The organism is Pseudoalteromonas sp. DL2-H2.2 (assembly GCF_021532535.1).
Taxonomy (GTDB): Bacteria; Pseudomonadota; Gammaproteobacteria; order Enterobacterales; family Alteromonadaceae; genus Pseudoalteromonas; species Pseudoalteromonas rubra_A.
In genome coordinates, this window is sequence record NZ_JAKGBD010000004.1 from 70,054 (window position 1) to 85,261 (window position 15,208).

A 15,208-nucleotide genomic window follows, 5' to 3' on the forward strand; every position below is an offset into this window, starting at 1 on the left:
TCTAATATACTTAGATTTAAAGCGCATTATTTAAGATCAAGTTCTTTTTCGATGGCGGCAATCATAGGTTCCGACATCGGCTTAGTGCGGCTGTTGAACTGTTGGATTGTTTTACGGTCGGCCGAGATCAGGTACTTATAGAAGTTCCACATTGGGGCCCCACTTTGTTCGCCCAGGTGCTGAAACACCGGGTTGGCATCGCTGCCACGCACTGCGCCGGTTGCCATCATGGTAAAGGTCACGCCATAGTTAATAAAACAGACCTCGGCGGTGTCTTTCTCGTCATTCTCTTCCTGAAAGAAATCGTCTGACGGAAATCCGAGTACAACTAGCCCTTTGTCGGCATATGCTTTATGGAGTTTTTCCAGGCCGTCAAACTGACCGGTAAAACCACAGTTACTGGCTGTGTTGACTACCAGTAAGGGCTTACCCTTGAAGGCGCACAGATCCACAGTCTCTTTGGATCTCAGTTTTCTGAACTCATAGCCTGTGAAGTCATCACACGCTGTACTTTTAGCGAAGTCCGGCGTCTCGCTGGCGTGCACGCCGCTACCGGCAAGCAATGCCATGGACATCAAAAGTGGTTTAATCATAAGGGGCTCCCTGATACGAATTTTAAATGCAATGCCTGACTATACGAGAAACGCACTGTCTCAGTTCACAGTGTAACCGCTGCACAGGCCGATTCAACTAAGCGAAGTATGCAAGTGGCGATTATTGACTAAACTGAATGCTATCTGTCAGCTAAACAACTATGGTAAGTCGCCTTACCACAATAGGGTTTCGTTATGGAAAACAACAAGGTACTGATAATAGATAGCAGCAGTGTGCTGGCCATGCGACTGAAAGTCTTGTTTGAGCTGCTCGGTTGTGAGGTGGTACATTTACATTTTCAGATGTTGCATAAGGTTAGAGACTTCTCTAGTTACCATGTGGTTGCCATTGCCCATGGCCTGCCCGACAGCGCCTTTGATGCTTTGTCTGCGCTTAAAGATCACGACCGCCTGATTTTACTTGCCCCGAAACCCGAAAATTCAGAGCACGTTGATGCGTTCAGCCGCCTGAATAGAATGTTGTGCAATGCCATTGTGATCTACCCCTTCTTTGGCAATAAAGAAATTACCGGATTACTGGATCGGGTGCTCGAAACCGACGATCATGGCCGCCTGAAGCTGCCAAAAATTCTCCTGGTCGATCACCGCGAAGAGCGACTTGACCGATTAACGGCCAGTTTACGGGGCGCGCAACTCACCGTGGTGACCGCTCGGTGCCTTTCAGAGGCAATACAGCAAGCGAGTAGCCACGAAGTTGATTTGCTGATCTGCGATTTTAATCTGGAGCAGGGCAGTGGGCTGGATGTGTTTAAAAAAGTCCGTCAGATCCATAGTGACGCGCGCTGTCTACTAATGACATCTCGCCAAGATCAGGTCGATATGATGGAAGCGATCCGTCAGGGCGTAGAAGATGTGCTGACTAAGCCCATAGACGAAGGAGCGCTGCTGCAATCATTACATAAGTTGTGGCAAAGTGAGCTACTGCGCCGCAATAACCAGGAACTGGTTGAAAGATTGCAGGAGACGGTGGATGCACTGATTGAAAGAGACAGCTTGCTGCGCGTGATTTACAAGCATACTCCGGATCCCATCATGTTATTTAATCTGGATGGCTATGTGATTGAAGCCAATGATGGCTGTACAACCTTGCTGCGCCTGCCCAGTGATCAATTACAGCAGCATTCGATATTTGATTTGTTTGAGCCCTCATCGGTCGCGGCACTCAAAGAAGCGATTAATAATGGTGGGATCCTGCGCCACTTTAACTGTGAACTGGTGCTGCCGCAGGAAGATGGGCCCAGCATTCCCCTGATGGGCACTTTTATTGAAATCGATCATCATGGAGAAATTGCGCTGGCTGCTATTTTTAAGAATGTGGCGCAGCTGAAGCGCAAACAACAGCTGCTGGAAGAAGCCAAAGAGGTATTGGAAGTCGAAGTACAGGCGCGTACGGCACAGCTTCAGTCAGCCAAAGAAGCCGCTGAGGCTGCCAACATCAGTAAATCCGAATTCCTGGCCAATATGTCCCATGAACTCAGAACCCCGATGCACTCCATACTTAGCTTTGCCCGTTTTGGTTTAGACAAGCTGGCATGCGGCGAGATCCCGGTGAACAAGCTGGAGAAGTACCTGTCACGCATTGAAACCAGCGGCGAGCGATTGCTGTTGCTGCTTAACAATCTGCTCGACTTATCTAAGCTGGATGCCGGTCGCTTTCCGTTTAATCCTTCGTCGCATAACTTGCTGACCCTAATTCATACCGCCAAAGAAGATGTGTCGGGTCTGGCGATGGCGCGCCATATCCACATTGAACTGGAAGCGCAGGACGACACCATTATGTTGTTTTGCGATGCCGAACAGCTCACTCAGGTGATCAGGAACTTACTGGGCAATGCCCTGAAATTCAGTCCCGAACACAGTGAAGTGACCATAACAGTGACACCCAAAGCCGGGTATGTGCATATCCTGGTGTGCGACAAAGGGGTTGGCATACCAGAGGATGAACTGGAGCACATATTTGATAAGTTTGCCCAGAGCAGCAAAACCAACAGTGGTGCCGGTGGCACCGGACTGGGCCTGGCTATATGCAAGGAATTTGTGCTGCTGCACAAAGGCTGTATTTATGCTGATAATAACTCTGATCAGGGCGCCTGCATTCATATTGAACTCCCAATTCAGGCCGAGCACTAGCGCCATTGGAGATCACTGTCTATAACTAGAAGAAGGTGTCATTGCTGGCCTCTCAGAGATAGTGCAGGCAGGCAGATGACGACGCTTTGGCAACGGAAAAGGAACTGTGTTATGGCATTGCAGCGAATCCTGGCGGTGGATGATGAACCTTTCAACCTCGAAATCATTGAAGAGATCCTCGAAGACCTGGACTTTGACCTGTTGACGGTGACCAGTGGGCAACAATGTCTGGATGTTATTGAGGAGTTTGCACCTCAGGTTGTGTTGCTGGATGTCAGCATGCCAAAAATGAATGGCTATGAGGTGTGTAAAAAAATCAAGTCAAACCTGGCAACTCAGGACATCATAGTGATGTTTGTGTCGGCGCGGGGCTCGGTTGAAGAGCGCATGGAAGGTTATGCGGTGGGCGCCGAGGATTATATCGTTAAGCCCTTCGGTCATAATGAACTGAAATCGAAACTACTCAATTTAGGGCAAATGTTGCTGGAGCGCGATATCCTGGAGCAGCAGGTAGAAGATGCAACCTCCACGGCGTTTAATGCCATGGCGACCAGCAGTGAAATGGGCTTTATCGTTAATTACATCGAGCAAATAGGTGTGATTGATGACATTCAGGCGCTGGCCAAGGCCTTGATCCAGTGCCTCAGTAACTTAGGGTTAAGCTGCAATATTGAGTTTCGGGTGGACGAGCAACGCCACCACTTTGCCACCGCTGGATTATGCTCTCCCATTGTACTGGAACTGTTTGAAATTCTACGCGCCAAAGGCCGCTTGCATGAGTTTACCAGTCGCATTTTGGTCAATTACAACCTGGTGAGTGTGCTGATTTTGAATATGCCCTCAGAAGATGCCGACAAGCATGGCCGGCTCAGAGATCATATCTGCTTTATTGCCAGCGTGACCGAGCAACAATTATTGGCTATTTTGACGCGCAAACAACTTGTCTGTCAGCAAGCAGAACTGAATGAAGCTATTACCATGATCCACAGTAAGTTTACCGGATTACTCTCCTTGCTTAATAATAACCGCAGCCAGAATGAGTCGATTTTTCGTAATCTTCAGGAGGTGTTTGAGCAGCGGATCCCCACGATGGGGTTGGATGAAGATCAGGAAGTATTTATTTATCAGCACATAGATGAAGCGATCCAAAGTTCCATTGCCCGGGAAGAGGCCATCATGCAGGTTCGTGAGGCCTTTAGTGAAATTGAAAGTGACCTGTCGCTGCTGAGCAGCGCGGAAAAGCCATCCTGATATAATGCTATGTTAGCACCATCAAGGTGCTGGCAAGGGGAATGCCTGAGCGCGTTCAGGCATCCCGTGGCAGGCCTTTTTCTATGATTCGGATCAGCCGGGCCTGTTTGCGTTGCTGCTGAGCCTGTTTGCTACGCTGTTGCGTCAGTGCCCAATTAATGTGCTCCCTGACCAGCTCAGATGCAGATGCAAGGCGGGCCTCCAGCGCTTCGATGATCTGCGCATCGGGCTGCGCATTGCCCAAGCCAACGGCCAGATTACGCAGCCAGCGCTCGTGGCCAATGCGCCTAATGGGGCTGCCTTCGGTATGTTTTAAAAAGGTTTCTTCGTCCCACTGAAATAAGCTCAGCAGCTCTTGATCTTTGAGCTGCTTGCGGGGGTGGAAATCCTGCTCGTCGGTAAGCTGACCATAGCGATTCCAGGGGCACACCAGCTGGCAATCGTCGCAACCATAGACTCGATTGCCAAGCAACGGGCGATACTGTTCGGGGATCGGCCCCTGTAATTCGATGGTCAGATAAGAAATGCATTTTCGGGCATCAACCACATAGGGTTCCACAATCGCCCCCGTCGGACACAAAGTCATACAGGCGTTACACTTGCCACAGCCTTCTTCCTGGGGGGGGTTATCCACCGGCAGGGGCAGATCGACAAACAGCTCACCCAGAAAAAACCAGGAGCCGGCTTGTTTGTGGATCAGCAGACTGTTTTTACCGCGCCAGCCTAACCCGGCTTTTTCGGCGAGCTGGCGCTCCAGCACGGGTGCCGAGTCAACGAAGGGGCGAAAACCAAACTGGCCAACTTCCTGCTCGATGCGCTGACCGAGCTTCTTTAAACGGTTGCGGATCACTTTGTGATAGTCGCGCCCCAGTGCATAGCGGCTGATATAGGCGGTTTGCTTGCTTTTGAGCGCCCGGGCGAAACTGGCATCGGGTGGCAGATAGTTCATTTTGACTGAGATCACCCGTTGTGTACCGGGCACCAGCTCTGCTGGACGGGCACGCTTCATACCATGTGCCGCCATGTATTCCATCTCGCCGTGATAGCCATTATCGAGCCAGCGCTGCAATTGCGCTTCGTGTTCGCTCAGGTCTATGTCGGTAATGCCAACCTCGGCAAAGCCAAGTTCTTTGCCCCAAAGCTTAATTTTTTGCGCAAGTTCAGTATAGTTAATATCAACAGAAGAATGAGTAGTGGTTGTCACGGCATGTCTATATCACAAGCAAAATACCTGACTAATTTACCACAAGTTGCCTATACGGCCCAAGCGGTACAAGCGAATGAAGCCGAGGCCGCGCGCCTCGCCGGGTCGACCTTAAGTACGCTGATGCAGCGCGCTGGCGCAGCTTTGTTTGATTATGTCAGTCGTTTGTCGCTCAGCGGCCCTATTTTGATCCTGACCGGAAAGGGGAATAACGGCGGCGATGGTTATGTGCTGGCGCGCTTGTGCCATCAGGCAGGCATGGTCGTCGAAGTGCTCGCTTTGTTCGACCCGAGTCAGTTGCAAGGGGATGCCCAGCAGGCTTATCAGGCCTATCGCGACGGTGGGAGAGTCATGTCAGACGCTGTGCAGATGCAAAGCACACCGGCTTTAATTGTCGATGCGGTATTTGGCAGCGGCTTTCGTGGTCAGTTGCCAGATAAGGTTGCTGAGGTGTTTCGCCAGCTTGCATCGTGTTCGGCACACCGGCTTGCCGTGGATATCCCCAGTGGTGTGAATGGCTCGACCAGTGAAGTGGTGCGGGATGCCTTTGTTGCTGATGTCACTATGACCTTTATTGCGTTAAAGCAGGGACTACTCAGCGGCTCTGCCAAACAGCATGCCGGGGCCGTATATCTGGCCGAACTGGGCGTTGGGCAGGAGTTTGCGCAGCTGGTATCTGCTTCCTGTCACTATTTTTCAGGAAAGTCTTTACTGGCAAAGCGCCCCGTGCGTGCTGCGGATGCCTATAAAAACCGCTGTGGCCATGTGCTGTTAATTGGCGGCGGGCCGGGGATGGCTGGGGCAATACGCCTGGCTGGCGAAGCCTGTTTACGGGCCGGCGCAGGGCTGGTCAGTGTGGCAACGCACCCGGATAATCAGGCTATGGTATTGCAGGGGCGCTATGAGCTGATGGTGCACGGTGTTGCCAACGCCGATGCGCTGCAACCGCTGCTGGATAAGGCCGACACCCTGGTGATTGGTCCGGGGTTGGGCCAGTCAGAATGGGCGCATGCATTATTCGACGCAGTGCGTGCGTGCGAGCATCAAGTTGTTGTCGACGCTGATGGACTAAATTTACTGGCAGGACAACCCGGGCAGTGGCAAAATGCCGTTTTGACCCCGCATTGGGGAGAAGCAAAGCGCCTGTGCGTGGGTATTGACTCAAACCCTGAAACCAGCAACCGCTTCGGTATGAGCAATGCGCTTGCGCAATACTATCAGGCATGTGTGGTGCTCAAAGGGCCCGGTACTTTGATTCAGCAAGCGCAGCGCTTAAATATCAATCGCTCGGGGTGTGCAGCCATGGCCAGCGCTGGGATGGGCGATGTATTATCTGGTATAATTGCCGCTTTGCTTGCGCAGGGCTTGAGTAAATTTGATGCGGCTATGTTAGCGGTGTATATTCATGGTCTTGCGGCCGAAAAAGCGGCACATGACGGCGCACATGGGTTGCTGGCAAGTGATTTATTTGTCCATATTAGAGGTACTATCGGATGAGTGTCGATACGACATTAGAAATTGATCTGGCTGACGAAGCCGCAACGATTGCCCTGGGTAGCCAACTGGCTAAGTTAATTGATTCAGGTGCGGTATTTTATTTGCATGGTGATTTGGGCGCCGGAAAAACGACGCTGACACGCGGAATCGTTCAGGGGCTGGGTCATCAGGGGAATGTTAAAAGTCCGACCTATACCTTAGTTGAACCTTATGAGCTGGGTGAGGTCTGTATTTATCATTTTGATTTGTATCGCCTGGGTGACCCGGAAGAGCTAGAGTTTATGGGGATCCGGGATTATTTTGCGCCGCATGCCGTTTGTATTGTCGAATGGCCAGAAAAGGGCGCAGGCGTGATCCCAACGGCAGATATGGACATTGACCTGGCTTATCATGGCGAAGGGCGCCGCGCCGTATTAAGGCCACACACAGAACGAGGAAGGCAGCTTGCTCAAGCTATAAGTCGATATGCGTAGTGCGATAATAAAAATTAGCTTTACCCTGTTTGCGCTGAGCGCGTTATTGCTCGCCAGCGCAGCGCAGGCAAAAAACAAAATCAACGGTGTGCGTGTCTGGCCTTCACCAGAAAGCACACGCGTGGTGTTTGACCTGTCAGAAAAACCTGAATACAGCTACTTTATGCTGAAAAACCCGCTGCGACTGGTGATCGACCTGGAAAATACCAGCAAGCTCAAGCAGCTCCCGAGCTTGCCTAAAGAACATAAAATCGTCGAAAAACTGCGTTACAGTCAGGCCAAAAGCCGTAACAGCACCCGGGTGGTGATGGAGCTGAGCCGCACCGCTAAACCGGTGATTTTCGCGCTCGCACCAACCGGACCATACAAAGACCGCCTGGTGGTCGACCTGTACGGGCAGCAAAAAAGCCTCTATGCCAGTAAGTCCAAACAAAGCAAAAAGCGTGAGCTGGTAAAAGACAGAGACATTATCATTGCCATCGATGCCGGCCACGGTGGGGAAGACCCTGGTTCAATCGGGCCCTCCGGGACCTATGAAAAGAACATCACACTGCCTATTGCTAAACGACTGGCGCGCTTAATAGATAAAGAGCCGGGCATGCAGGCACGCCTGACCCGCACCGGTGATTACTACATCAAGCTTAACACCCGTACCGCGCGAGCCAGAGAGCGTCAGGCTGATTTCTTTGTGTCTATTCACGCCGATGCTTTTTCGCGCCCGGAACCCCGCGGTGCCTCGGTTTGGATCTTGTCATTACGCCGGGCCAACTCCGAAGTCGGTAAATGGCTGGAAGACAAAGAAAAGCACTCTCAGTTACTGGGTGGTGCGGCGGACGTAATCAAAGACACGGCGAACGAAAAATATCTGGCCAAAGCCTTGCTGGATATGTCGATGGACCACTCAATGAAAACCGGCTTTACAGTGGCCGAAGAAGTGGTGAGTGAGCTGAAAAAAGTCACTAAGTTGCATAAAAAGCGCCCTCAGGCGGCCAACTTTGGGGTGCTGAAGTCACCGGATATCCCGTCTATTTTGGTCGAAACCGGGTTTATTTCTAACCCACAGGAAGAAAAGCAGCTTAAAACCAGTTATCACCAGCAGCGTCTGGCGAACGCCATTTTTAAGTCAATCAAGCGTTACTATCAGCAAAATCCGCCAGATAATACCTTGTTTGCGAGCCTGAAAAACAACAAACCGGTGCGTCATAAAGTGCAGCGTGGCGAGTCTTTGAGTGTCCTGGCCGCGCGCTATGGCACCACAGTGTCGGCGCTGAAAAAGGCCAACCGCTTGACCAAAAACACTTTGTATATTGGTCAGGTGCTGACTATTCCTAAGGCCTAGACTGTGAGCATTGAAATTTTACCAGCCAGACTGGCCAACCAAATAGCTGCGGGAGAAGTGGTCGAGCGGCCCGCTTCCGTGGTGAAAGAGCTGGTTGAAAACAGCATTGATGCCGGGGCAACACGCATTCAGATAGACATAGAGCGGGGTGGTCATAAGCTGATCCGGATCAGGGACAATGGTGCGGGCATCGTTAAAGATGAGCTGACCCTGGCGCTGTCCCGCCATGCAACCAGTAAGCTGAAAACTCTGGACGACCTGGAATGTATTTCATCGCTGGGTTTTCGCGGTGAGGCGCTGGCGTCGATCAGTTCTGTATCCAGACTGACATTAAGCTCTAAGCCTGCCGAGCAGGAAACCGCCTGGCAGGCGTTTGCCGAAGGGCGTGATATGACGGTTCAGATCCAACCAACCGCACACCCCGATGGCACCACCATAGAAGTTAAAGACCTCTTCTTTAACACCCCGGCGAGGCGCAAGTTTTTACGCACCGAGAAAACCGAGTTCAGTCATATTGATGAGTTGATCAAACGTATTGCGCTGAGCCGTTTTGACCTGGCCCTGACGCTCACTCATAACCAAAAAGTGATCAGACAGTTTCGCGCCCGACCCGATCCATACAGTGTGGAGCGGGTGGCACAGGTGGCCGGTAAAGTGTTCTCACAACAAGCCAGTTTTGTTGAATCAGGCCATGATGGCCTGAAGTTGTATGGCTGGGTGTTGCCGGTAGGGTGCAGCAATCAGACTCAGTACACTTATGTGAACGGGCGAATGATGCGAGACAAATTAATCCTGCATGCGATTCGCCAGGCATTTGAAGAAACCGCTGGTGCGGTTGATACGCCGGGGTTTGTCATCTACCTCGAGCTCGACCCGACACAGGTTGATGTCAATGTGCATCCTGCCAAGCATGAGGTGCGTTTTCATCAGGCGCGGCTGATCCATGACTTCATAGTGCAGGCAGTTAAACAAGTGGTTCTCAGTGAGCGACCTGAGTTGCCTTTATCCGACTCAGGCACCAGTGACGTCGCGCACAGCAGCGCTCAGGCAGGGCCAATTGCAGCGCCAATGACAGAGCCTGTAGCTGAGCAGTTCACACTACAGGATGCGCGTCAGCATCAGGCATATCGTTCACCACTGCAAAGTGAGTATGATACGGTGCAGGACAGCGCCTATACCCCAGTTTGTGCGCCTGCGTTTGGCGCGAATGGGTCAAGTTCCAGTTATCGCAGTGGTGGCAAAAGCAGCAACAGTTCAGGCTCTGCTAAGTCGCGGCAGGTTAATGTCAACGAGCTATATCAGGGCATGGCGCAGCCGGCGGATATACCGCAGGTAAGTACAGCGCTTGAGCATCAGGCGCAGCCGCAGCAGGCAGAAGTCACGCAGTTTTTGCTGCTTGCACACGGGGCTGTGCTGTTTACTCAGGCAGGAGAGCTCAGGTTAGGACATTGCCGGGATGGCCTGGTTGAAACCTGGCTGGCACAGATTGAGCAGGATGGTACTTTGCAGGGCAAAGCACTGTTGTTGCCGGTGCGGGTTAACTTGAGCGCTGATGAAATAGCCTCAGTCGTGCAGCAGGAATCCTGGCTGACATTACTGGGCTTTACCATCGTGGCCCATGAGCGATATGTGATGGTGAAAAAGCTACCACTGAGTTTGTATAGCCTGGATGTACCGCAGTGCCTGGATAAAGTGCTCAGCGCTTGCTTGGCACAGGAAGCAAGCCTGGCAGCCTGGTTAAACTGGTTACAAGTCACTACGCCTGAGGGATATTTTAATTCGCAACACTTTGCTGCGGTGGTAGAAAAAATCATAAAAAATGCCAGAAGCTGTGCTCAAATCGAAGCAAAAGCGGTTACAATAGATCAAAGCAAGTTATTAAGCTTGTCCCAGCAAGAATCATGAGTTCTTGTCCTGCTGTAACCCTAGATGCGTTACAGCACCAACAGCAGTAGAGAAACAGTGTGCAAGCAAAACCCGTTATTACCTTGATGGGGCCAACCGCCGCCGGTAAAACCGCGTTGGCCATTGAGCTCTGTCAACAGTTAAACAGTGAGATCATCAGTGTGGACTCCGCACTGGTTTATAAAGGTATGGATATAGGAACGGCCAAGCCTGATGCTGCTGAGCAGGCATTGGCCCCACATCACCTGATAGACATACTGGATCCGGCCGAAAGCTATTCTGTTGCAGACTTTCGCCGAGATGCCATTGACTGTATTGACCGTTTACACCGCCAGGGCAAAGTCCCAGTGCTGGTTGGCGGCACTATGATGTACTTTAAAGGCCTGATAGAGGGCTTATCGCCTTTGCCAGAGGCGTGCCCAAAGGTACGTGAAACGCTGGAACAAGAAGCGAAAGCGCTGGGCTGGCCAGCACTGCATGCCCAGCTGATGGCGATTGACCCGCAAGCGGCGAGTAAAATCAGTGAAAACGATTCACAGCGCATCAACAGAGCACTGGAAGTCTATCGTCTGACGGGTAAAACCATGACTGAATTGCAAAAAGCCCAACAAGCGCCGTTGCCTTATCAGTTTCATCAGTTTGCAATTGCCCCGCAGGATCGTAAGATACTGCATGAGAGGATAGAAAAAAGATTTAAAATAATGCTGGATCAGGGCTTTAAAAACGAAGTTTTGGCCTTATATCAGCGAAATGATTTGCATCCGGATTTGCCTTCCATTCGTTGTGTGGGATATCGGCAGATGTGGGAGCATTTGGCTGGTGAGTGCGATTATGAAGAAATGCTCTTCAAGGGGATCGCAGCAACCAGGCAGTTAGCGAAGCGCCAATTAACCTGGTTACGTAGTTGGCCAGATGTCACCTGGCTTGAAACCGACGAGCAAGAAAACTTGCAACGTGTATTAAGTTCGCTAAGCTAATAGAGGTTGGGGAATTTTTTTATTTTGATTACCTCAACTATCTCAACATAATAACACCTAGAACGAAGGATAAGAACATGGCAAAAGGCCAATCGTTACAAGACCCATTTTTGAATGTCTTACGTCGTGAGCGCATTCCCGTTTCCATCTTTTTAGTTAACGGTATCAAATTACAAGGTAAGATCCAGTCTTTCGACCAGTTCGTGATCTTGCTTGAAAACACTGTAAATCAAATGGTTTATAAACACGCCATCTCGACTGTTGTGCCTGCTCGTGCTGTAAACTTCCAAAATACTCAGGGCAATGACAGCGCAGAAAATGGCGAAGATGGTAACTTTTAATCGTTTTTAATCGATAGTAGGAGCGTAATGCTTGTTTGACCGTTATGAAGCCGGCGAACAGGCAGTCTTAGTACATATAGAGTTTCCAAATGAAGGAGATCGAGAAGATCTTCGTGAGCTGGAAATGCTAGTGTCTTCTGCTGGTGTTAGTTGTTTGACGGTTGTGCAAGGCAGCCGTCAGGCCCCTCACCCGAAATTATTTGTCGGGACGGGGAAAGCAGAAGAAATCGCTGAGATTGTCAGAACTCACAATGCAGATGTCATCATCTTTAATCATCAACTCAGTCCCTCTCAAGAGCGCAACTTAGAGCGTGTCTGCCGTTGTCGGGTATTAGATAGAACGACCTTAATTTTAGATATTTTTGCTCAGCGTGCCCGCACCCACGAAGGTAAGTTGCAGGTTGAGCTGGCGCAGTTACGGCATATTTCAACTCGCCTGATCCGCGGCTGGACCCACCTTGAAAGACAAAAAGGCGGGATAGGCTTGCGTGGACCGGGTGAAACCCAGCTGGAAACTGACCGACGGCTGCTCCGGGAGCGGATAAAAAGCATCCGTAAGCGACTCGAAAAAGTGGCAACAGTGCGAGAGCAAGGGCGTCGTGCCCGTAGCCGTAATGAAATTCCGACAGTGTCTTTGGTTGGTTATACCAATGCGGGCAAATCAACCTTGTTTAATCACGTCACCAATGCTGATGTGTATGCGGCGGATCAGCTTTTTGCGACTTTGGATCCTACGCTGCGTAAGCTGGAAATTACCGATGTTGGCCCGGTCATCTTTGCCGATACGGTTGGCTTTATCCGCCATTTACCCCATGATTTGGTAGCCGCTTTTAAAGCGACTTTGACCGAAACCCGGGAAGCAGACTTACAGCTGCATGTGGTCGATGTGGCAGATCAGAGAAGAAAAGAGAACATAGAAGAGGTACAATCGGTCCTCAAAGAAATTGAGGCGGATCAGATCCCTCAGCTGTTGGTTTACAACAAAATTGATCTGGTTGACGAGATCAACCCTAAAATAGACAGAGACGATCAGGGCGTGCCTGTGCGCGTCTGGTTATCGGCACATACGGGTGAAGGCATTGAGTTGCTTGAACAGGCAATTTCAGAGCTTTTGGCGAAGAAGATTTTCGCCAGCAAGCTGTTGGTACCGCCTGCATTTGGTAAGCTGCGTGGCGCGTTGTTTAATCTTAATGCGGTAAATGGCGAGTCCTATGACGAGGCTGGAAATTGGCTGTTGGACGTCAGATTACCGCAGGCAGATTGGGAAAGATTAAAGAAAGAGCAGGGTCAGGAAATAGCGCAATTTGTGGTGGAAGATTGAAAAAGCCGCTTATTGCACGTATTTCTCTATTAGATCTCTGTGTTTTTTGTTAGATTTAGATTAATTCATTTTATAACAATGGAGTATAGCTATGGCCTGGAACGAACCGGGTAATAATGGCAATGATAACGACCCGTGGAAGAACCGTGGCGGTCGTGATCAGGGGCCACCTGACTTAGACGAAGTATTCCGCAAATTCAACAACAAGTTTGGCGGCATGTTTGGCGGTAAGCCAGGCAAAGGCGGCGGTATCGGCGGTGCCGGTATGGTGTTTGTGCTGTTAATTGCTTTTGTTGTTTGGGCGTTAAGCGGTATTTACACAGTGAAAGAAGCCGAGCGTGGCATTGTGCTGCAATTCGGTGAATTTAACCGTATCGCCGAGCCGGGTCTGCGCTGGAAAATGACTTTTATTGAACGCGTTATCCCCATTGATATTGAAGCGGTTCGTTCTCTGTCGGCATCAGGTTTTATGCTGACTGAAGACGAGAATGTGGTGAGCGTTGAGTTCGAGGTTCAGTATCGGGTGGTTGACCCGACCTTGTATCGCTTCAGCGTAACCGATGCCGATCACAGCTTACAGCAGGCACTGGACAGTGCACTGCGCTATGTTGTGGGTCACTCTCGCATGGACCAGGTATTAACCACGGGCCGTGAATTGGTACGTCAGCGTACCTGGGATGAACTGACCAAGATCATCGAGCCATACAACCTGGGTATTATCGTCACCGATGTGAACTTTAAAGACTCACGTCCGCCTGCAGAAGTAAAAGATGCATTTGACGACGCCATTGCAGCACAAGAGGATGAAGAGCGTTTCATTCGTGAAGCGGAGGCGTACGCAAGAGAAATCGAGCCGCGTGCCCGTGGTCAGGTAACGCGTATGACGCAAGAAGCAGAAGCGTACCGAGAGCGTATCACTCTGGAAGCGCAGGGTGAGGTTGAGCGTTTTGAAAAGCTATTGCCAGAGTATCAGGCTGCCAAGCAGGTTACCCGTGAACGTTTGTACATCGAAACCATGGAGCAAGTGTTGGGTAACAGCTCTAAAGTGCTGGTTGACGTAAAAGGTGGCAACAACATGATGTATCTGCCATTGGATAAGATTATGCAGCAAAGTAAGTCGGGCACGCAGGTTACCCTGCCAAGCCAGAACGACATCAATCAGCTGCGTCAGTCACTGGGTCAGTCACGCAACAGCACAGTGAACAGCAGTGATGATCGTTTTTCACGTGACCGTTTTAACAATGGTGGGAGGTAACTGACATGAAAAACATGACTGTCGTAGGATTGATCATTGCCGCATTTTTGGCTTTTTCGTCGGTGTTTGTTGTCACAGAAGGTCAACGCGCCATTGTTTTACTGTTCAGTAAAGTACAAAAAGACAGCCAGGACAATGCCGTGGTATACGAACCAGGTCTGCATCTGAAAGTACCATTTTTCAGTCAGGTACGTCGCATTGATGCACGTATTCAGACGCTGGATGGCGCACCTGATCGTTTCGTTACCAGTGAGAAAAAAGACTTGATCGTCGATTCATTCGTGAAGTGGCGTGTTAACGATTTCTCGGCTTACTATCTGCGTGCCAGAGGTGATAAGCAATACGCTGAAACCCTGCTTAAGCAGAAAGTGAACAATGGTCTGAGAACCAACTTTGGTTCGCGTACCATTAAAGAGATTGTTTCGGGTGAACGTAGCGAGCTGATGGAAGAAGCGCTGGTACAAGCCTCTGAGAGTGCTCAGGAGCTAGGTATTGAGGTGCTGGATGTGCGGGTTAAGCAAATCAACCTGCCAAACGAAGTCAGTAACTCAATTTTCCAGCGGATGCGTGCTGAGCGTACCGCAGTGGCCAAAGAGCACCGCTCAGAAGGTCAGGAAAAGGCGGAGATCATTCGCGCTGAAGTTGACCGTAGGGTTACCGTTATGCTGGCAGATGCGGAGCGTAATGCCCGTGCTGTGCGCGGTCAGGGCGATGCACTGGCAGCAAAAATTTATGCTGATGCGTACAACAAGGATCCGGAGTTCTTCGGCTTTGTTCGCTCGCTGGAAGCATACAAAAATACTTTCACCAGCAAAGGCGACGTGATGGTATTATCACCGGATAGCGAGTTCTTCGATTATATGAAGAACAAAAAAGGCGAATAAGTTGGCGCTGTTTTTAT

13 protein-coding genes are annotated in these 15,208 nt (G+C 50.5%); 11 read left to right on the forward strand and 2 right to left on the reverse strand.

Annotated elements, in window-relative coordinates; genetic code table 11:
* Positions 1-26: 26 nt before the first annotated feature.
* Entirely contained in the window at positions 27-593 is a 567-nt protein-coding gene (locus tag L1285_RS08500; RefSeq protein ID WP_235411937.1) for a glutathione peroxidase, read from the reverse strand.
* Positions 594-788: 195 nt separating this feature from the next.
* Between L1285_RS08500 and L1285_RS08505 the strand changes: the two genes are divergently transcribed.
* Together L1285_RS08505 and L1285_RS08510 are read left to right on the forward strand one after the other, a co-directional pair.
* On the forward strand, positions 789-2,744 hold the full coding sequence (locus L1285_RS08505) for a sensor histidine kinase (RefSeq protein ID WP_235411939.1): 1,956 nt from the start codon (positions 789-791) through the stop codon (positions 2,742-2,744).
* A gap of 111 nt (positions 2,745-2,855) precedes the next feature.
* Complete coding sequence (locus tag L1285_RS08510) at positions 2,856-3,995, forward strand: response regulator (protein WP_235411941.1); 1,140 nt, start codon at positions 2,856-2,858, stop codon at positions 3,993-3,995.
* Between the two features lie 55 nt (positions 3,996-4,050).
* On the opposite strand, the gene queG is transcribed toward L1285_RS08510, so the two are convergent.
* Positions 4,051-5,199 (reverse strand): tRNA epoxyqueuosine(34) reductase QueG, encoded by a 1,149-nt coding sequence (gene queG / locus L1285_RS08515; RefSeq protein WP_235411942.1) that lies wholly within the window; start codon positions 5,197-5,199, stop codon positions 4,051-4,053.
* Positions 5,200-5,202: 3 nt separating this feature from the next.
* Here queG and L1285_RS08520 point away from each other — a divergent pair, with 3 nt between their 5' ends.
* The 9 genes from L1285_RS08520 (at position 5,203) to hflC (ending at position 15,191) form a co-directional block, all read left to right on the forward strand.
* Positions 5,203-6,696, forward strand: a complete 1,494-nt coding sequence (locus tag L1285_RS08520) for an NAD(P)H-hydrate dehydratase (protein ID WP_235411944.1) — start codon at positions 5,203-5,205, stop codon at positions 6,694-6,696.
* Positions 6,693-7,169, forward strand: coding sequence for a tRNA (adenosine(37)-N6)-threonylcarbamoyltransferase complex ATPase subunit type 1 TsaE (gene tsaE / locus L1285_RS08525; RefSeq protein WP_046003677.1), 477 nt, complete (start codon positions 6,693-6,695; stop codon positions 7,167-7,169). Before L1285_RS08520 ends, tsaE begins: the two co-directional genes overlap by 4 nt.
* Positions 7,162-8,508, forward strand: a complete 1,347-nt coding sequence (locus L1285_RS08530) for an N-acetylmuramoyl-L-alanine amidase (protein WP_046003676.1) — start codon at positions 7,162-7,164, stop codon at positions 8,506-8,508. Before tsaE ends, L1285_RS08530 begins: the two co-directional genes overlap by 8 nt.
* Positions 8,509-8,511: 3 nt before the next feature.
* Complete coding sequence (gene mutL / locus L1285_RS08535) at positions 8,512-10,413, forward strand: DNA mismatch repair endonuclease MutL (RefSeq protein WP_235411946.1); 1,902 nt, start codon at positions 8,512-8,514, stop codon at positions 10,411-10,413.
* A 59-nt stretch (positions 10,414-10,472) separates the two neighbouring features.
* Positions 10,473-11,390, forward strand: a complete 918-nt coding sequence (gene miaA / locus L1285_RS08540) for a tRNA (adenosine(37)-N6)-dimethylallyltransferase MiaA (protein ID WP_235411948.1) — start codon at positions 10,473-10,475, stop codon at positions 11,388-11,390.
* A gap of 77 nt (positions 11,391-11,467) precedes the next feature.
* A complete protein-coding gene (gene hfq, locus L1285_RS08545) occupies positions 11,468-11,731 on the forward strand; it encodes an RNA chaperone Hfq (RefSeq protein WP_125720990.1) in 264 nt (87 codons plus the stop codon).
* Between the two features lie 31 nt (positions 11,732-11,762).
* Positions 11,763-13,052 (forward strand): ribosome rescue GTPase HflX, encoded by a 1,290-nt coding sequence (hflX, locus tag L1285_RS08550; protein WP_235411950.1) that lies wholly within the window; start codon positions 11,763-11,765, stop codon positions 13,050-13,052.
* A 91-nt stretch (positions 13,053-13,143) separates the two neighbouring features.
* A complete protein-coding gene (gene hflK, locus L1285_RS08555; RefSeq protein WP_125720986.1) occupies positions 13,144-14,307 on the forward strand; it encodes an FtsH protease activity modulator HflK in 1,164 nt (387 codons plus the stop codon).
* 5 nt (positions 14,308-14,312) lie between these two features.
* Positions 14,313-15,191 (forward strand): protease modulator HflC, encoded by an 879-nt coding sequence (hflC, locus tag L1285_RS08560; protein WP_130245270.1) that lies wholly within the window; start codon positions 14,313-14,315, stop codon positions 15,189-15,191.
* Positions 15,192-15,208: the final 17 nt, after the last annotated feature.